Genomic DNA, 19,216 nt, shown 5'->3' with positions numbered 1-19,216 from the left:
TTACCATTTTCTTCCTAAATAGGTAAAAGTCCACTTGACCTCAATTGGCTTTTGCCACCAGCGCCCTTCTACTCCCGTCTCTTTGTCCACGGGGAGCAAATAACTTTCCGGGGCCTCGATTATATAGGTAAGTTCATACTGACCCGCCCCCATCATCTTTATATTGGCCCCGTAATGCGGGCCGTCGCTGGCCACCATGGGCATAAAGGTCCCCTCTTGTTTTTGCCCGTTATCTAAATTTTTCAGCTTATAATGAACAGTCAGGTACGGAATGAATTCTCCGAAACCAAAGCCCAACTTATTATTCTTCAAGGCCCGGATATCGGCTTCGATATGAATGTCTGCCTCTTCCGGACTTAAACCAGCTTGATTCTCCGGCCACATAGTTACCGGCTGGAAGTACACTGCCGCTATTTCCATCCCTTCTACCTCTTGGGGATCTCCAATCGGAAATTCTTGAAAACCCATAGCCATACCGACCAGCAGACTTAACACCAGCAGCACGGAAATAAAGATACCCGGGAACTTTAAGGCAGGTGACATTTTCATTAATCCTTCTCCTCCTCCGTTGAATTTAAATATCTTTGCTTTTGTTAAGACTTGAGAAACTTTTAAATCTGCAGCCATTTTCACCTCCTAAAGGAAGTTTTTTCCGCTGCCTTACGGGAAGTAAAATAATGGTATATTATTCCTCCTAAGGCCGCTATTACCAATAGCAACTGTAAAGAAAGGCCTTCCCAGGTAGGATAAATCCCGAGGAAACCTATAGCCGGCAGTCCATTCACGGAGGTTATCCCCAACACTCCCCCTTCCTGCAGTTCTCGGACCCCTTCGCCGGCAAAGACGAAAGCCAGGTAATACATCAGAGCGCTGGTGCCGATGAAAAACGGCTTAAGGGGTAATCGCACGCTGCCATAACGCACTATATAAAAAACAATTGCTAAAATAAGACATCCTAAGACAAAGCCTGAAATTATCATGCCAAGGTGGTTACCCTCTTCCCCTGATAATAACGCCTGGTAGAAAAGAACCGTCTCTGCACCCTCCCGGTAAACCGCTAGAAAAGAAGCAAACCATAAGGCTAAACTGCTGCCCTTGGTCAAAGACGCCTTTACTTTACCCTCTATGTAAGCCTGCCATTTTTCGGCTTCTACCTTACTAATCAGCCAGTAGCTCACCATAAATAGCACCGCCATGGCTAAAAGCATAGTTACTCCTTCCAAAATCTCCTGGCTGGCACCGCTAATCTTAAATACAAACTTTATAGCTAGCGCGGTTAAAACACTGGCTCCAATAGCCGTCAGGGCACTCCCGTAGATGGTTTTGACTTTATCCTCGTTTCCCGTCTTAACCAAATAGGCAATTATGGCCCCCATGATCAATATTGCTTCAAAACCTTCCCGGACTATAATGCCCAGGGAATATAGGAAGGTGCTTACCGGACCGCTGGCTTCCTCCTGCAAAAGCGACGCATCTTCTTCCAACATGGCCACCAGCTCTTCAATCGCTTGTTTGACTTCATCCGGTTTAATGTTTTGGTCCATCATTTTTTTGACCTCTGTAAATGCATACTCGATTTCATAAGCCCGTCGCGAGGAAATATTCAGCCGAATAGCCTGTTCCATCTCTTCTCCCTCAAAGGGCCCAAAATAAGCCTCATCTACCAACTTTTTAGCTCCCTGAACATTTCCTTGTTGATAGACTGCCAGGGATTGGTTTAGCAGTTCCTCAATGTCCGCCACCACCTTGTCCCATGAACGGGCCGCCATAGCCGTCTGGCCCAACAGCAAAATTAAGACTAGCGCAAGGGACACCGCTTTGGCAAAAGGAATTGAAACTTGCAACCTGTTCTCTCCGAAACAATGCATAAGCATCCTCCTTTTAAATGATTTTCACCCCTAAGTTCGCCAGTGATTATCACTAACAATTATTTAATTATAATAATTTTTTTCATAATATATAAGGGTTTAACCCCATAATCCGGTATTGTTTCATCGTTTCAGGACAATTATTGATAATAATTATCACTGGACTATAATAATTATTGATATTGATTCTCATTGTTAATGTTTATTATATTGCCCAAATTAAACTTTGTCAATAGGTTTTCTAGGATAAAGTAAAAATAAACATTCGCTCTTTTCTTAGCAAACACGGAGGAATAGAGGAAGGGAAATGGGTGCCGAAAGTACGGCACCCATTTAGCGCGGACAGTGAAGAGAGTTCAAATTTGGAAAAACTTCTGGAGAGAATCAGCCCCCTGGATTTCCTTGAAGGCTTTACCTTCCGATGGTATATATAGCCTTGCCTTCCCATCATCAAAGTTAAAGCAGTAGCTGTACAGTATCCTGTACCCGTCCGGGGCCCAGAAGGCCTGTTTGAGGCAAATGTCTTCCATAAATACATGGTAGTATTCAGGTATAGAGGATTTTATACTGTTCCACAGTCTGTTCAGGTCAGTTTCAAGGGTAACGCCGAAGGCTTTAGCAAGCCCCTCAAGTACTTCCAGGTTGGTTAAACCGCCTTTGGGGGCAAGGGAAGCCTCTAGCTTCTGTATGCGCCTTTCTGCATTGGTGTAAGTTCCGGTGCTTTCGGCAAAGCTTGCTGCCGGCAGCACTACTTGGGCCTTTTCGGCGGACGGGGTCAGGAACAGGTCCTGGACAACTAAGAGGTCTAGATCCGCCGGGTCTGCTGCCGTCAATTCTTCCCCGAATAGGATAGCTGCCTTCACTTCTCGCCAGTTTATTTCTTCCGCTGATTTCCTTATGCCCATATCGTAGACTCCCTGGCTGTTGCTGAAGGGCTTAAGCAAAATTATGCCCTTTCTAGGTGAGCCTATCTTGCCTGTTATAACGGCCAGGTTGGCCAGAAGCTTGGCCGCTTCTTTACTGACGGTGCATTCATCTATCACTATCATGGCGGACCGGGAGCGGTTGTAAAGTTCAGCAATTTTCACTGCTATTGGTGACGGATCAGTCGATTTTAGTGCTTCCTCCAACTGAGCAAAACCAACTGCCCTTTTATCTACCTTCTCTTGATTAAGGTTAAGAATCTTTATTGAATGCTTCAGTATACCTTTAAAGATGTCCAGGCTGTTATCACCATAGACTTCTATTTCCGCCCCCTCGCCCGTCCTAATCTTGGCCGGGCTTATGGTAACTAGCTTAGCACCTTGTTTAACTGCAGAGAGTATTTTCATTCCCATAATAGGATGATTCTGGTAAAGCTCTCCGCCGACATAAAGTATTAGGTCTGTTGAGGCCAGTTCATCCAAAGTATTTGAAGAAGCATTGTATCCTAATACTTTTTCCAAATCTGTATTAAAGCTGTTGGCCGAGCTTGCAACATTGTCGGTGACGAGGCACTCCTTTGCCAGCCTAGTTAACAAGAAGCTTTCTTCATTAGTATATCTGGGAGAAACAAGGACGGCTACGCTGTTATTCCCGTGCTTTGACCTTATGCTGTTTATTTGCTTAGCTGTATAGGTAAAGGCTTCTTCCCAAGTTACCTCCTTCAGCCGGCCATCTATCCTTATCATGGGTTTGGTTATCCTTCTTCTGTCCTGAACATAGCCAAATCCAAAGCGCCCCTTTGCGCACAGCAGCCCGCCATCGACAGGGCTCTCCCGGTCGGGTAGGGCCCTCAGCAACATGGACCCCTTGGAGGTAAGCTTTATATTACATCCAAGGCTGCAGTAAGAGCATACCGTAGAATGCTGTTCTTCCTGTACGGGTACGGCTTTATCAACCGGGAGTTTTTCCTGCAAGGCTCCTACGGGGCACACTGATACACACTGGCCGCAGGATATGCAGTCTGTGTCCTGTAACTTCATACCGAATTCGGGCATAACGGTAGTTTCAAATCCTCTGTTTACAAAACCAAGGACGGTTAACCCGGTTACTTCATTGCATATCCTTACGCAAAGTCCGCAGAGTATGCATTTATTAGGGTCTCTATCGATGAAGGGGTGGTTATCTTCAAAGTCAGGATGACTTTTTTCTCCGGCCAGCTTTTCCGGTTCTACTCCGTAAATATTGGAATAGCAGATTAATTTACATTCAAATAAATCTCGACACCCGCATTCAAGACACCTGCTTGCTTCCTGCTTGGCCTCTTCTTCCCTGTACCTTTCCGATATTTCGAGGAAATTATTTTTACGGCTCGCAGGCTCCCTAACCTTCTGTTCCACCCGTGGAATTCTCTCTTTATCTGCAAAATCTTCTTTGGTTAAGTCTTCCCGGGTTACATAGTACTGCTCCTTAACAGGTATTAACTTGCCGGCCAGGTAATCGGATATTGCTCGGGCAGCCTTTTTACCCTGAGCAATGGCTTCTATGGCTATGCCCGGTCCTGTAGCCCCGTCCCCTCCGGCAAACACTCCTGGAAGGGAGGTTTGGAAGGTTGCTTCGTCATATTGGATTGTTCCCCATTTGGTGAGCACAAGGCTTTCTAGGCCGGAAGAGTCTACCTGCTGCCCTATGGCAGCTATTACCGTATCCACGTCAAAGGTTACTTCCTCTCCTTCTATGGGAACAGGACGCCTTCTACCCGAGGCATCAGGTTCTCCCATTTTCATTTTCTGGCAGCGTAACTTAGAAACCTTCCCCCCTTCCCCTATGACCTCAACGGGGGATAACAAAAAGTGAAATTCTACTCCTTCTTCTTTAGCTTCAATGATTTCTATTTCTTCGGCAGGCATTTCCTCAATAGTTCTTCTGTATATGACAAGTACTCGCTCTGCCCCCAATCTAACCGCTGTTCTGGCGGCATCCATCGCCGTATTGCCGCCTCCTATAACTGCTACCGTATTTCCTATTTTTACCGACTTATTCTGGGCAACCTTAATGAGAAATTCAATACCTCCATAAACCCCTTCCAGGTCTTCCCCCGGGCAGCCTATTCTTGAACTCTTCCATGCTCCTATAGCTACAAACACTGCATCATAGTTATTTAACAGGTAGGAAAAGGATATGTCCTTTCCTACTTTAACATTCGTTATGATTTCTACGCCCATTTCTTTTATCTGCGCTATCTCTTTATCCAACACATCTTTGGGAAGCCTGTATTGGGGTATACCGTATCTCAACATGCCTCCTGGCTGGGGCATTGCTTCATATACAACCGGTTTATGCCCTTCCAAAGCAAGATAATAGCCGCAGGTAAGGCCTGCAGGACCCCCTCCCACTATGGCAACCTTTTTGCCGGTAGGGGGTTTCTTATTAATTTTAACATCCTTTCCCCTTTCAAGCACTATATCTCCTACAAATCTTTTCAGGGCAGCTATAGCCACCGGCTGGTCTATGAAGTTTCTTCTACATGCATCCTCACAGGGATGGGGACATACCCTTCCTATGCTCGCCGGAAAAGGCAGTTTTTCCTTTATCAAAGCAACTGCCTGCTCATATTCCCCGTTAGCAATAAGCCCTACATAGCCCTGGCAGTCCGTCTGGGCAGGGCAGGCACGCTGACAGGGCGCCTTACAGTCCCCCGTGTGATTGGACAGCATTAGCTCAAGAGCCATCTTTCGAGACTGATCGATTTTCGGGGAACGAGTTTTTACTATCATACCCGGGGAAATTTCGGTAGCACAGGCCCTTAATAGCTTGGGCATTCCTTCTATCTCCACCACACACAGACCACAGGCTCCGTATACTTTTAACCTATCGTCATAGCATAGATTAGGGATATCTATGCCGTTTTCTTCCGCAACCTGTAGAATGGTCTGTCCCTTGTATCCTGTTACTTCCCGTCCATCTATATTAAGCTTTATCTTTGCCATGCGAGAACCTCCCCCTTAATTAATCTCTACAGCGCCAAAAGGACAAACTTCTTTGCAGTTTCCGCATTTCATGCAACCATCCTGTCTAATGTGGTAAGGTTCTTTTTTACTTCCTTCTATTACCGAAACGGGACATTTCTTAGCACACAGGCCACAGCTTCTGCATTTTTCCTTATTTATAACGTAAGTAATTAAGGCCTTACAGTGCTTAGAAGGACATCTTTTCTCCCTAATATGAGCTTCATACTCGCCTCTAAAATATCTCAAAGTGGTAAGAACAGGGTTGGGCGCAGTTTGTCCGAGACCGCACAGGGACCCTTCCTTGACCCTTAGCGCTAGGCTTTCCAAGATTTCTAGGTCTTCCTCTTTCCCCTTGCCCTCGGTTATGCGGTTCAGTATTTCCAGCATTCTTTTTGTTCCTAAGCGGCAGTAGGTGCACTTACCGCAGGACTCCTTTTGGGTAAAATCAAGGAAAAATCTAGCCATATCCACCATGCATGTGGAGTCATCCATGACTATCATGCCGCCAGAGCCCATTATGGCTCCCGTCTTGGTAATGGACTCATAGTCAACCGGTGTATCTAATAGGTGAGCGGGGATACACCCTCCTGAAGGGCCCCCCATCTGAACCGCTTTTATCTCCCTGTCTCCCTTTATTCCACCACCTATATCGAATATAACCTCCCGGAGGGAAAGGCCCATGGGCACCTCTACCAGTCCACCGTGCTTTATCTTACCTGCCAGGGCAAATACCTTTGTTCCCTTGCTTTTTTCCGTGCCGTATCTGGCAAAGGCAGCTCCCCCATGTTGCAATATCCATGGTACATTGGCATAGGTCTCAACATTGTTTATATTTGTAGGCTTACCCCAATAACCCGACTGAGCCGGGAAGGGAGGTTTGAGCCTGGGCATGCCCCTTTCCCCTTCCAGAGAGGCTATAAGGGCTGTTTCTTCACCGCAGACAAAGGCACCTGCCCCCTGCTTTATTCTTATCGTAAAGTTGAAATCGGAGCCGAATAGATTCTCACCCAATAGCCCCCTGGCTTCAGCTTGTTCAATGGCTATTTCTAGCCTCTTTATGGCCAGGGGATATTCAGCCCTAACGTAGATTATACCTTCCTGGGCTCCAATGGCATAGCCTGCAATCATCATCCCTTCAAGTAAAGAATGAGGGTCTCCTTCCAGTATACTCCTATCCATAAAGGCGCCGGGGTCTCCCTCATCTGCGTTGCACACTACGTACTTGGGGCTCCCTGGGGCTTCCCTGGTTGCATTCCATTTAAACCAAGTAGGGAATCCTGCTCCTCCTCTACCCCTCAGGCCCGAAGCCTTGATCTCTTCAATTACTTCCTTCTGGGACATGGAAGTAACAGCTTTCTTTATTCCTTCATAGCCGCCCCTGCCGATATAGTCGTCTATGTTTTCGGGGTTGATTATACCGCAGTTTCTTAGGGCTATCCTTACCTGCTTCTGAAGGACGGAGGCGGGATGGTCACTGCTGGAAACCACATATTCTTCCACCGGTGTTTTCCCTATTACATGTTTATCTATTATCTCGGACACCATTTCGGGGGTTACTTTACCGTAAATATAAATCTTGTCCCCTTCCACAACATTAACTAAAGGCTCTAGATAACAAAGGCCTATACACCCTGTGCTTTCTACCTTTACCTCCGCTTCCCTGTTTTTAAGCTCTTCTTTAATTACGGAGAGTATCTTATTTCCCCCGGCAGCCACTCCGCAGCTGCCCAATCCTACCATTATTTTCAATTGAAACACCTCCTACGCCCCCTGCTCTTGCTTGGATATTCCCCTGATTATTTGCCTTGCCTTATCAGGAGTTAATTCGCCATAGGTTTCGCCATCAATCATCATTACCGGCGCTAGGCTGCAGCAGCCCAGGCAGGCCACATTTTGAAGGGTAAACATACCATCAGGGGTAGTTTCGCCTTCCTTTATCTTCAGCTCATCGCACAGGGCTGTCATAATATTTTCCGAGCCGTTAACATGGCAGGCAGTACCCTGGCAGAGAAGTATCACGTGCTTTCCCACAGGAGTAAGCCTGAACTGAGTATAAAAAGTTGCCACCCCATAAACGGTTGCCGGCTTCACCCCAGTTCTGGCGGCTATAAATTTGAGAACTTCAACCGGCAAATAATTGTAAATATCCTGAGCCTTTTGCAGTATGGTAATAAGGCTTCCTGGACTTTGGGCATATTTTTCTAAAACGGGTTCAAGTAAAGACAAGTCAACTGCCTCATCGGCCTTGGGAAATTTCTTTTCCAGTTTTTCTTCACACCTGTTAGTGCATCCCATAGTTCACACCCCTTTGCATATATTAAAATTTCTTCTCTGACAATCCATTCATACTTTCTTGGCCGTCCTCTCTGCCCCAACTGGCTTTCCGCAGCCGCCCTTAATAACGCCTTCTAACATCCCATCGGACTACTTTAAGCAAGGGCGATTTAAAATCAAAGCCCGGGAACGCCCGGACCAGAGACCCCGGGGCTCGTCTATCGCCGGCCCCAACTTATGGTGCCGCTTCCCCCATTGTCACTATTCTGCAGTTGGACTTCTATTTCCTCTTTGGATAAATAGATTATTTTTCAGCTCCCTCATCAGGTGCGTACAATACTATCTCCTTGACTTTTTAAGGACCTTTATAGTTTAATTTTGAAATAATTTACATAGCAGGTACCGGGATATAAAAATTCTCAAATCTTTTCTGAAACACTATGATGTGAGATAGCTTGTTGTCCAGTTGATCTAAAATTCCCTCTAGCTGCTGGGGCAAATTGATAATTTTGATTTAATTGACCTGTTTAGGACAACTCACTTTTTCCCCGCTTCTGCATACAATACTTATGGAAATAACGATACAGTGGCACGGGGGCAACGGGGTCCTTAAACCATATGATTACGGCTTAGGGACCTTTTCTTGTTAGCTTAAACAAGCCTCGGGAGGTGAAAGTTAACTTTCAATATTTTCTGTAGCCGGGCTATCATTTTCATCATTAGTTGGGAGGGATGAAACTATATGTGCGGAATTGCCGGTTGGATAGACTGGGAAGCAAATCTTACTCACCAGCGTGCGACAGTAGAAGCTATGGGCGACACATTGGCATGCCGGGGCCCGGACGCGGCCGGAACCTGGCTTTCACGGCATGTAGCGCTGACGCACCGCCGCCTGATCGTTGTGGATCCCGAAGGAGGAAACCAGCCCATGATCCGCGAGCGAGGCAATCAAACATATGTGATAACTTACAACGGAGAACTTTATAATACTCCTGAGCTACGTCGAGAACTGGAGCAACGAGGATACTTTTTCCGAGGGCACTCCGATACTGAGGTTCTCTTAGTGGCTTTTATGGAATGGGGTCCGGAGTGCGTCCACCGCCTCAACGGGATTTTTGCCTTCGCTATCTGGAGCGAAGCCGACCAAAGCCTGTTCCTGGCTCGTGATCGTTTGGGCGTCAAACCCCTCTTCTTCACACACCAGGGTAACACTTTGCTATTTGCCTCAGAAATAAAATCCCTCCTGGCTCACCCGGCAGTTCAGCCGGAGGTGGATGCGGAGGGCCTGGCCGAAATTTTTGGCTTAGGTCCGGCCCGTACACCAGGACATGGAGTTTTTCGGGGGATCTCAGAGCTTAAACCCGGATACTGGCTCATTTACGACCGGAAGGGAATGCACAAACATCAATACTGGGCTCTGGAAAGCCGGCCCCATCCTGATGACCTGACCACCACTGTTGCCACTGTACGTCAATTGGTTCAGGACGCCGTTGAACGACAGCTAGTGGCCGACGTACCCGTATGTGTATTGCTTTCAGGCGGCTTGGATTCCAGCGCTATAGCAGCCTTCGCCGCCGGCGCACTAGCCCAAACCAGTTCTTCACCCCTCAACACTTATTCGGTAGATTACGTCGATAACGAACGGTATTTCCAACCTGACGATTTTCAACCCAACTCCGATACCCAGTGGGTATGGCGAGTATCCAAATTTCTTGGAACCAAACATCACCCTGTTGTAATCGATACTCCTCAGTTAGTAGACTCCCTGACAACAGCCGTTAAAGCCCGGGACCTGCCCGGAATGGCTGATGTAGATGCCTCGCTATATCTGTTCTGCCGCGAAATTAAAAAGGAAGCTACTGTAGCCCTGTCGGGCGAATGCGCGGACGAGGTGTTTGGCGGTTATCCCTGGTTTCACCGGGAGGAGACCTTGACCGCCCAAACTTTTCCCTGGTCATTGAGTTTACGGGAAAGACTGAGCATCCTATCGCCGGAGTTGCTAAAATTGATTCGCCCGGAAGAATATGTTGCTGAACGGTATCGAGAGGCTTTGGCCGAAGTCCCATACCTTTCCGGAGAAAATCCTGACGAAGCCCGGATGCGGCAGATGTTCTACCTTAACCTCACCCGCTGGATGCCTACGCTCTTGGATCGCAAAGACCGCATGAGTATGGCCGTCGGTCTTGAGGTACGGGTACCGTTCTGCGATCACCGCCTGGTCGAATACCTTTGGAACGTCCCGTGGTCCATGAAAAAGTGTGACGGGAGAGAAAAGGGTCTCCTACGGCGGGCATTGGTAGGAGTACTGCCCGAAGACGTGCTGATGCGGCGGAAAAGTCCCTATCCGAAGACCCACAATCCCGCTTACCTGGAGGCCGTCCGTAAATGGCTCAAAGAAATCCTTGAAGATTCTGCCTCGCCCCTGCTTCCATTAATCAACGTGGATACCGTCAAAGCAATGACCAAACAAGAAGGAAACCTGTTAACCCGGCCCTGGTTCGGTCAGTTGATGACCGGTCCCCAACTTTTTGCGTACCTGATCCAGATAGACATCTGGCTGCGGGAATACCGCGTATCCATTCGCTAGTATTACAGACCTATTGCAGCATTACTATTAGTTGCCAATAGCATCCTCTTGTAACCTTATAAAAACTTCCTACATATGATGTGGCCAGAGATTCTGATGAAGCTAATCAGGGAGGGCGAAAGACTTGTCCAAAGGAAAATTGAAAAAAGTTTTTCCCGGTGGTAATACGTGTAGGGGATTCTACTCTTTTTACGACTACATTATTGAACCGGATGCCACCCGTATTTTCGTAATCAAAGGCGGACCAGGGGTAGGCAAGTCTACTTTTATGCGTAAAATCGGCGAAGCCATGATTGAAAGAGGGTTTGACGTCGAGTTTCATTGTTGTTCCTCTGATAACGGATCTTTGGATGGTGTGGTAATCCCGGCCATTGGTGTGGCCATGATCGACGGCACGGCACCCCACAGGGTCGTGTCTACCCAAAAAAACAGCGGACAAGCCTTCGAGGTAGTTGTTTTTAAATAAGGTTTGCGGCGCTTCCTAATTACCGGCAGCTTTCAGCTCCGGAAGGACAGTGACCGTGCATTTAAAAGTCCACTGCGGGACCGGTAGGTTGGATAATCTGAGGAAGAGCGTCTGCAGCGCCTGAAGTTTGTGGTCAATAACTCCCAATTTCGGATCCTTCCCGTCTGCCGAGGAAAAACCTGGATTCAAAAACCCTCTTAGAGTGTCCGGCCAGTGATTGGCTTAAGGCTTACGGTCACCCGGTCTGGCTGGCCGAGACGTTCATTAAGCGGGCAAAAAAACAGGTTTTTTTCCTTTCCGCACCTTTATGGCTGGTGACCGAACGGTGACCAAAACCCATTTTCCCCCAATTAAGTCACCGCTCCACATCTCGAAAGCCGCTATCCTCCTGCAATGTAAATTCCCCTTCTTTCAAACCCTTTCCCCACGCCGCCCGTGTTGAGCGGCGTGACGTGCAACTACGTCAGCATGGTGACCTATAAGAATATCAGTATACTTATATCCTTTTATATCACCGTAGTGGTATGTATTTGTATCAGCATGTTGATATGTAAACATGGTGATAAGCCATATTACCAACTTGCATGTAAGAAACCATTCTTATATGCCAGCTGGAAGTACGCCAGCAAGGAACTATATCAACATGGAATTATCCCCGCATACCAACAACCAGACCTAATTCTCTCATGCCGCCCAACATGAGCGGCGCGAGAATTTACCGGCATGTCCGGTACTATTTGCTCCAAAAAGTCGAGCGAGTAGCCTCCGCCATAGGCTACTCGCTCCGTTGGATAAACCCGTAAACGCTGTTGCTTTTATTTTATTCCAACAAGGAATCTTTCTGCAACCTTTTTAACACCGGCAGCGCGAGTGGACCTGTTTTGGCCTGACTAATCATGCTCACACCGCTCAAAAAAACTGGCGGCGCAAGATTAGTTATCAAGATGGTTTCTAGATTTATCTATCTTTTTCTAAAACGTTTCTAGAAACGGAGTTGCTATGTTAACCATAATGATAACCCCTACGCCCGAATTCCCGCTGGTAGAACTCATAGAGTTCTTCAGTGGAGCTAAATTCAGGAATAGGCCCTACCAAATGAGAACTTTTTTGTTATATTCTTCAAGTGTAAGAGCCTTAAACTCTATAAGTCCGAAGTCCTTGACCCCTTCCTCAAAGGTGTCTTCCACGCGATGCCAGATAAAACCATCCTTAGTCTCCTTCACAAGCTTCCCAAAGAATTGGTGCCCACGGTTGGTGTCGTGAAAGCCGACCCAATTATCACGGACCTCCACCCCAATCGCCAACATCAGGGGCGGCCGCAGGCCGAAGTAGCTATATTTAACCCGTTACAAGACTTTATCGCTAATCATTTAAATCAACTCCTATGCTCGCAGGCGGTTTTTAGTTTTGAACACCTCATTATGCCAAAAAACCTCTGATCCTCGTCACGCCGCTCGTGTTTGGTGGCGCGAGGCTTTCTTCCCGCCGCTTTATCACTCACGCCGCTGGACTTAATTTCTAAAAATGCGCCCGACATCAGTCAAAATCAGCGCCAGTTCTATGGATTGATAGAATAAGTTGCTATAGCTTAGACTTGCTCAATCTAGCTTAGAAATAGTAAGGAAAATAGAAAATCATCCTAAGGGGATCCTATAGAAAATAATTTCTAAGGTCTGTTGTTGTTCTTTAATTTTTGGCCTTTTTAATACGGGTAAATGATACCTAAACCAGCTTTCTGGCTATGACAACGTATTCCTGCCGTTTGCCGAATGAGGCGGTGCTACGAAAAGTGCGGTCTTCATGTCCAGTATTTCTCACGGATTTTCACCCCTTCCAAGGACAGCTTTCGTAAGCTCCTGGACTTCCCCCGCGGGGGTTTCGAAGAGGCGCCGCAATTCGGAATTAATTCCAGTATAAGGTCTTCTCCAGGGCAATAAGCCCTTCCATGCCCTCAATTGGCCTGCCAACCACAGGTATCGGTCGAGTTCCCGAGTGGTCACGGGAAAATCCAGGGCATCCTTCAACGCTGAAAAGCCCGTCGCAAACTGCTCATACGAGAGCCCTTCCCTGCCCTTCCCATTCAAATGGTATGTGAGCATCTTAACCGCATACGAGTCGTAAATCGGGAATTGATCCGGATCAATAAAAAAGTGGGCGAATTTGGACGCAAAACTCCGGAACGTCCATGTTATGTGCTTTGACCCCCTGACAAATTTCACCTTTGCCAGCTCCTCTACGAGGGCGGGAGTAGCCGGTAACGTGGTATTTCCCAAGATGCTGCATAAGTGTTCGGCCACCTCTGCTACGGCGTAAACCTGGGTTCCGTAGAGGGCGTTGACGGCTGCCGCTTTGAGCAGGATCGATTTGAAATCGAAGTCCGGAAAAGACCGGGCAAGGGAATCCAGCGCCTCATCCGTCGCCTGCCACCCCTTGCAATTTTGGTACAACTGCAGGGCAGCTTCCATCTGCCGGCGCTGGAGAGGAACGGCCGGTTTTTTAGTCATCACTCACTTCATCTCCTCCTGATATGATCTTATTTTGGGTAATAAAAAAAGCCCCCACCTGAACAGTGAGGAGTGTTGAAACAAAGGCTATTCGGAGTAAGGAATCACCTTATCCAGCGGAACGCGATATCTTCCCTGGTAGCAATGAGGTCGAACTCATGGTGATCCGCAGTTACAAGGCTGGCACCGCGGACTTTTGCTTCCGCGGCTGCTATTGAGTCCGCTAAAGACAACCTGTAAGTCGCCTTCAACCTACCGGCCTCCAGAAAAACCTCCTGGGTAATCTCAGTGACTTCGGTAACAGGTAGTGCCCGTATTTTTTCCAATACCTGTTCACTTATCTCCGGGCCTACTTCGCGATAGATACCGTAGTAAACCTCCAGCAGGTTTAACCGGTGCAGGAACAAATTGGGCTCCTGACGATTAGACTTTCGCAGCAGTTCTTCTACAACATCCGCACCAGCTTCGTCGTTCAAAAAGGCGATGAGGGCACAGGCATCAAGCACATAATACTCGCTCATGTTTCCAGATCCTTTTCCAATTGCTTGGACTGCAGGTACTTTTCTACGTTAAAGCCCTTTCCCTTCAAAATCCCCCGTGCCTCACGAATTGGATCTTCCACGGGTTTGAGAAGAAATCCCTCGCGCACCTCCACGATGGTTACTCGCTTACCTTTCAGTTTTCGCGCTACCTCTGCCGGCAAATTCAGTTCGTCAGCATTCACTTCAGGGGTTAGCAACGCCTTCACCTCCATAAACGTCCTGTATAGAGACAACAGTGCTATTTGTAAAATTATACCACAAGGAACGCCCTGATCTCAACCGTTGCTCGCGCTTCCTTCGTTTTCTTAGAAATGGTAATTATTTCTCCCCGGGTCGTCCATAGACGCCTCCAGCATAAACTGAATTAATGATAAGGTGCTGGAGGTGGGGGCCATGGCAAAGCGGGAATTTGAAGTAATAGTAACCCGCAGCGGCTCCCAGGATGAACGTGAACAAGCCTACCGGGAAGCGATTCGCTTTATTCTGTTCCGCCTTCCTGAACAGAGCAGAAAATTCTCACAAGCAAGTCAAAGTAAAGTCAAGCTGAAGGAGGGGCAGGGAAGGTGAGCGTTGCACTGGTATATTTACGAGTGTCCACGGAAGAACAGGCCGAACGCGGCTATTCAATTGCGGCGCAGCGGGAGGAATGCAGGGCCAAGGCCCAGGAATTAGGCGCAACTGAAATAACAGAATTTGTAGACGAAGGGGTCTCGGGCTCAATCTTAGAGCGCCCCGCCCTGGTGGCGGCGCTGGAAAAGCTTAAAGCCGGCGGCATTCGCTGGTTTATTTGTTTAGATACCAGTCGTTTGTCACGCAGCGTGGCACACCAGCTTTTATTGATTGACGAGATAAAAAAAGCGGGAGCGGAGTTGATTTTTGTCAACTCCAAGTTTACCGACACCCCTGAAGACCGTTTTCACTTAACCGTACTAAGCGCCGTTGACGAATACGAACGGGCCAGGACCAGGCTCCGCTCCTTAATTGGTAAAAGAGCCAAGGCAAAGGCGGGGAAACTTACTCACAGTCCTGGACTTTACGGCTATGAATTTGATAAAGAAACAGATACCCTCCATATTATCGAAGAAGAGGCTAAAATTATAAGACTTATGTATCAATGGTTCACTTCTGAAGAAGGCGCCAGTCCTTATGAAATAGCGCGGCGATTGAATGCCATGGGCATCCCTAGTCCCAAAGGCAAACAATGGGCCAAACAAACGGTCAAACGTATTTTAGCTAACAGCGCTTATGCCGGCACCCTGTATATCCGCCGCTATGATACTAAGGACGTCAAGTTCAATAAATATAAGCCGCCTGAAGAAAGGGTAAGCCGAAAAGAAAGGCCCCGCGAAGAGTGGGTCCCTATTTCTGTCCCCGCCATTGTTGATAAAGCGACCTGGGAGGCAGCCCAAAAGCGTTTTGAGAACTCTCGAAGGCGCTGGCGCAGCTACAGCGCTTACCCTTATCTTCTTTCGGGCCTTATGCGCTGCGGAAAATGCGGCGCGACTATACACGGGAATCTTGTTACGTCAAAAGGAAAGAAGAGGGCTTATTACGTCTGCACTGCGAAATCGCCAGGCATACCGGGTCGGGAACGCTGTAAATCCCAATATCTTAATGCTCTAGAATTAGAAAAAATCGTTTGGGAAAGAGTCTCCGGTTGGCTGACAAATCCGGAAAGGCTTCACGCAGAGCTGCATGCCGCTTTCCCTGACGAGACTGCCAAAAGCTTGGAAATCGAGCTTATTACCATCGAAAAAGAATTGGCTCAAGCCTCCAAAGAACGGTCACGGGTAGCGACCATGTTCCAAAAAGATTTGATACCGGAAGTTGAAATGGAACAACGGCTCAGGGAAATAAAGGAACGCCGGGAGCACCTCTCGCGCCGCCGGGAGCAGATTATAAGGGAACTTTCCCGGCACGACCTGGCGGCGCAGGAATTGGAACGGTTAGAAGAGCTTGCCGCTCAGGTCGGAGATGCTCTCGACACTCTTTCTCTTGAAGAGAAAAAGCGCCTGGTTAATCTCTTGATTGAAGAGATTACTGTTACCGGGAAGCGCATTGACATCAAAGCCAAAATTCCCGACACTATACCCGAAAACGTAGCCATTCTCGAAACTGCCGCTGCGGGCAATGGTTTCTACGGTAGACACGGCACCCCATATTGTCGATCCTAAAAACCCAGGCGCGGTCGATGAAATTATACATTTGGGGGACCACTGGGAGGAACAAGGTTTACGCGCCAATAAATCCGAAATTCTAGAGCTTAATAAAGAAGTGAACCGTCTCTTTCAAAGGGCTTACAGCTACCTGCGGGCTGCTAAGATTTTCCTAGATGAAGTAGAAAGCTATTACTACGACTCGGGAGCGCTGGATTTTGCTGCTTTAAATAAGCTTGCTCTGGATGTAATTCACGATATCTTTACTGGTCGTCCAGTCCTGCACCGAAAACCGAAGGACCGCCACCTCTTCGCTACAGCCATTACCCCTGACGGCGCCATCAATTACATCGAAACCATTGTAGGTAATCTTCAAAAACGCTACATCATAAAGGGTGATGATGGTACCGGCAAAAGTACTCTCATCCAACGCATCGCCGATGCTGCTTTGATGCATGGTTATGATATAGAAGCTTACCATTGCGCCCTGGAACCCGATAAACTCGACCATGTAGTAATACCAGCTTTGAGCGTGGCTGTAGTCACCGAAGTCGAGCCCCATTATTATGAACCCAAAAAAAACGATCAAGTCATCAACACCATGAGCTACCTGCGCGTAAACCTAAACGATGACTTTGCCGGTGAACGCCGAACCGCTCGTGAAATGTACCGGCAGTCCTTCAATCATGCCGTTCAGTTTTTGGCCCGGGCCAAACATGCTCATGACGAAATGGAACGCTTCTACGTACCCAATATGAAGTTCAATGAAATCAACGCTCGCCGTCAGGAAATCCTGGAGCGAATCCTTAAACTGGCTGAAGATAGGGGGTCTAAAAAGGACTTAAAGGAAGTATAGGCCCGTAGAGAGGGGTTATGAACTCAGTTTCCAAAGAACAACCTGGTCATCCACAGGGCAGCTAAGTAACCGATGGCGTCGCCTAGAAGACAGAGAGGACCAGTGTACAGGCTTCGCCGAATACCTACCGATCCCAGGTAAACCGTAAGGACATAAAAGGTCGTTTCCGAGCTCCCTTGCATTACGGAAGCGAGTAAGCCGGTAAACGAATCGGGATTGTAAGTCTCCAGAATATCGGTAATGATCCCCATAGCAGCGGCATTGGAAAACGGTCGAATTATCACTAGCGGAAGAACTTCCGCCGGGAATCCAACGAAAGTTAATAGAGGAGATAGGAGGCGAGTCAGCCAGGCCACAGCCCCGGTTTCACGAAACAAGCCGATAGCAATATATATCCCTATGATATACGGGATGAGCTTTACACCGAGCTGCACCCCGTCCGTTGCTCCTTCCACAAACTCGTCATATACGTTGATCCCGCGAATAACGGCCACCAACAGGGTAAGCCCAATTAAACCCGGTAAGATCCAGGCGCTTGCTAAAGCCAGCATAACCTACTCCCGTTAAAACACTCCGCGCCTTTTCAGCAGTCGATCGAGCGCCAAGACGGTGATAGTCGCTATGCCTGATGCCAATGCCGCCGGGACAATGATTGAACTGGGCTCGGCAGCACCGGCATTGGCCCGGAGGGCGATGGCCGTTGCGGGTATTAAAGTAACACAAGTGCTGTTTATGGCCAGAAAAGTAATCATTGCCGGCGTAACTGTATCCGGATGATGGTTAAGCTCCTGAAGTTCTTTCATCGCCTTCAGGCCAAAAGGGGTGGCCGCGTTAGCCAATCCCAATAAGTTCGCGGTGAGATTCATGGCTATGGAACCGAGGGAGGAATGCCCCGGGGGTACACTGGGGAAAAGAGGCCGGAGAAGCGGGGTCAATAACCGGGCAAGACCTGTCAACAAACCGGCTTTTTCAGCAACCCTACTCAACCCGAACCAGACAGCAATAATAGCAATCAGTTCCAGGCTGGTTATCAGACCTTCAAACGCTTCCTTGAAGATAGTGATGGTAACCAGTTCCGCATTCCCCTTCATCCCTGCAAATAAAATCCCCGTCAGGATCATAACTGCCCAGATAACATTAATCATTGTTTTTCTTTCTCCCCCTTACTGTTCTGCCGTGCCTGAACCTACTATAACAATCCGGGGGCTGGGACGGTAAGTTTCCGTTCCCAGTTCCTTTACCGTCTTGCTTTGCTGCGTTTCTACCTCCAACCAGTACCGTATGGTGCGTCCTTCAACCCCCTGTCGGACGAGCTGTTCTGCTCCCCGCGGCAGGGCCGGATCTACTTTTCGGATTTCGGGAGGAGGAACCGTAGCCAAGATCTGATGATGCAAAGTAATATGTGGCCCCCGGGTTTCGCCGTAAATCCTAACCGTTAGCAATCCCTGCTTAGCTCCACTCCAGATCAATACCGGTTGGTTAGTGTTGTTGCGAAACTTATAATCCTTACCTCCGCTGATACTAACGGCAGCATCCTGTCCCGGGGGCATGTAGGGAATACTGAGGGTATGGTGGTGCCTTTCTACAACCTCCAGCCCGGCCAGCAGCACAGCGTTATGAAGGGTACCTGCCACCTGGCAGACACCTCCACCGTAAGTTTGTACCACTTGGTCACCAATAACCGTATCTCCCAGTGCGAAACCCCGCTCCGGCGTATACGGCCCAACGGTACGGTTAAACGAAAAGACTTCACCGGGCTCAACAACCAAGCCGTTTATCATGGATGCGGCAAGTTCAATATTTTTCGCCTGGGTTAAGCTTGCATGTTGGTATGCGGTTTGAAACTGCCCGCGCAGCACAAATTTGCCCATATCATCAGGTCTAATTTGTACCGCCGGAAGGTACCTTTCTAACAGCGTGGTCATTATGTTAGATACAAAAATTAATAAAACTAGCCCGGCCGTTAGCAACGACAGCACCAAGAATAATTTACGCACTTTGTTCCTCCTATAAGAACGTCCAAGCCGTACA

The 19,216-nt window shown here is 48.0% G+C and carries 15 protein-coding genes and 1 pseudogene; 5 read left to right on the top strand and 11 right to left on the bottom strand.

The window, feature by feature from the left end:
- The 5 genes from KKC1_RS05170 to nuoE all read right to left on the bottom strand — a co-directional run bounded on the left by KKC1_RS05170 (window position 1) and on the right by nuoE (window position 8,095).
- A complete protein-coding gene (locus KKC1_RS05170; RefSeq protein ID WP_088553478.1) occupies window positions 1–474 on the bottom strand; it encodes an iron transporter in 474 nt (157 codons plus the stop codon).
- Between the two features lie 155 nt (window positions 475–629).
- On the bottom strand, window positions 630–1,868 hold the full coding sequence (locus KKC1_RS17760; RefSeq protein ID WP_088553426.1) for an FTR1 family iron permease: 1,239 nt from the start codon (window positions 1,866–1,868) through the stop codon (window positions 630–632).
- Window positions 1,869–2,224: 356 nt separating this feature from the next.
- Window positions 2,225–5,779, bottom strand: coding sequence for an NAD(P)-binding protein (locus KKC1_RS05160; protein ID WP_088553425.1), 3,555 nt, complete (start codon window positions 5,777–5,779; stop codon window positions 2,225–2,227).
- Between the two features lie 15 nt (window positions 5,780–5,794).
- A complete protein-coding gene (nuoF, locus tag KKC1_RS05155) occupies window positions 5,795–7,549 on the bottom strand; it encodes an NADH-quinone oxidoreductase subunit NuoF (RefSeq protein WP_088553424.1) in 1,755 nt (584 codons plus the stop codon).
- A 12-nt stretch (window positions 7,550–7,561) separates the two neighbouring features.
- Window positions 7,562–8,095 (bottom strand): NADH-quinone oxidoreductase subunit NuoE, encoded by a 534-nt coding sequence (gene nuoE / locus KKC1_RS05150; protein WP_088553423.1) that lies wholly within the window; start codon window positions 8,093–8,095, stop codon window positions 7,562–7,564.
- Window positions 8,096–8,816: 721 nt separating this feature from the next.
- Here nuoE and asnB point away from each other — a divergent pair.
- Both asnB and KKC1_RS05140 read left to right on the top strand, forming a co-directional pair.
- Window positions 8,817–10,661, top strand: a complete 1,845-nt coding sequence (gene asnB / locus KKC1_RS05145; RefSeq protein WP_088553422.1) for an asparagine synthase (glutamine-hydrolyzing) — start codon at window positions 8,817–8,819, stop codon at window positions 10,659–10,661.
- A 124-nt stretch (window positions 10,662–10,785) separates the two neighbouring features.
- Window positions 10,786–11,115: pseudogene (locus KKC1_RS05140) on the top strand (ATPase); the annotation flags it as partial.
- Between the two features lie 1,826 nt (window positions 11,116–12,941).
- Here KKC1_RS05140 and KKC1_RS05130 read toward each other — a convergent pair.
- The 3 genes from KKC1_RS05130 to KKC1_RS05120 form a co-directional block, all read right to left on the bottom strand.
- Complete coding sequence (locus KKC1_RS05130) at window positions 12,942–13,631, bottom strand: hypothetical protein (RefSeq protein ID WP_088553477.1); 690 nt, start codon at window positions 13,629–13,631, stop codon at window positions 12,942–12,944.
- 104 nt (window positions 13,632–13,735) lie between these two features.
- The gene (locus KKC1_RS05125; protein ID WP_088553420.1) at window positions 13,736–14,152 is read right to left on the bottom strand and encodes a type II toxin-antitoxin system VapC family toxin; all 417 of its coding nucleotides are present in this window, start codon (window positions 14,150–14,152) and stop codon (window positions 13,736–13,738) included.
- Window positions 14,149–14,379, bottom strand: coding sequence for a hypothetical protein (locus KKC1_RS05120; protein WP_238134207.1), 231 nt, complete (start codon window positions 14,377–14,379; stop codon window positions 14,149–14,151). The genes KKC1_RS05125 and KKC1_RS05120 overlap by 4 nt, the downstream gene beginning before the upstream one ends.
- 187 nt (window positions 14,380–14,566) lie before the next feature.
- Between KKC1_RS05120 and KKC1_RS16220 the strand changes: the two genes are divergently transcribed.
- The 3 genes from KKC1_RS16220 to KKC1_RS05110 are packed head-to-tail and all read left to right on the top strand — an operon-like array spanning window position 14,567 to window position 17,185.
- Entirely contained in the window at window positions 14,567–14,740 is a 174-nt protein-coding gene (locus tag KKC1_RS16220; protein WP_192868086.1) for a hypothetical protein, read from the top strand.
- Window positions 14,737–16,347: a recombinase family protein gene (locus KKC1_RS05115; RefSeq protein ID WP_088553419.1), complete on the top strand. Its 1,611-nt coding sequence runs from the start codon at window positions 14,737–14,739 to the stop codon at window positions 16,345–16,347. The genes KKC1_RS16220 and KKC1_RS05115 overlap by 4 nt, the downstream gene beginning before the upstream one ends.
- Complete coding sequence (locus KKC1_RS05110; RefSeq protein WP_088553418.1) at window positions 16,304–17,185, top strand: hypothetical protein; 882 nt, start codon at window positions 16,304–16,306, stop codon at window positions 17,183–17,185. Before KKC1_RS05115 ends, KKC1_RS05110 begins: the two co-directional genes overlap by 44 nt.
- Window positions 17,186–17,208: 23 nt before the next feature.
- Here the strand turns inward: KKC1_RS05110 and KKC1_RS05105 are convergent, their stop codons facing one another.
- Genes KKC1_RS05105 through KKC1_RS05095 form a run of 3 tightly spaced genes read right to left on the bottom strand, consistent with a single transcriptional unit; the run spans window position 17,209 to window position 19,182 of the window.
- Complete coding sequence (locus KKC1_RS05105; protein WP_088553417.1) at window positions 17,209–17,736, bottom strand: spore maturation protein; 528 nt, start codon at window positions 17,734–17,736, stop codon at window positions 17,209–17,211.
- A 12-nt stretch (window positions 17,737–17,748) separates the two neighbouring features.
- Window positions 17,749–18,330, bottom strand: a complete 582-nt coding sequence (locus KKC1_RS05100; RefSeq protein WP_088553416.1) for a nucleoside recognition domain-containing protein — start codon at window positions 18,328–18,330, stop codon at window positions 17,749–17,751.
- An 18-nt stretch (window positions 18,331–18,348) separates the two neighbouring features.
- Entirely contained in the window at window positions 18,349–19,182 is an 834-nt protein-coding gene (locus tag KKC1_RS05095) for a VanW family protein (protein ID WP_192868085.1), read from the bottom strand.
- Window positions 19,183–19,216 lie beyond the last annotated feature (34 nt).

The sequence above is a fragment of the Calderihabitans maritimus genome (genome assembly GCF_002207765.1).
GTDB lineage: Bacteria > Bacillota > KKC1 > Calderihabitantales > Calderihabitantaceae > Calderihabitans > Calderihabitans maritimus.
This window is presented reverse-complemented; position numbering and strand designations above follow the sequence as displayed.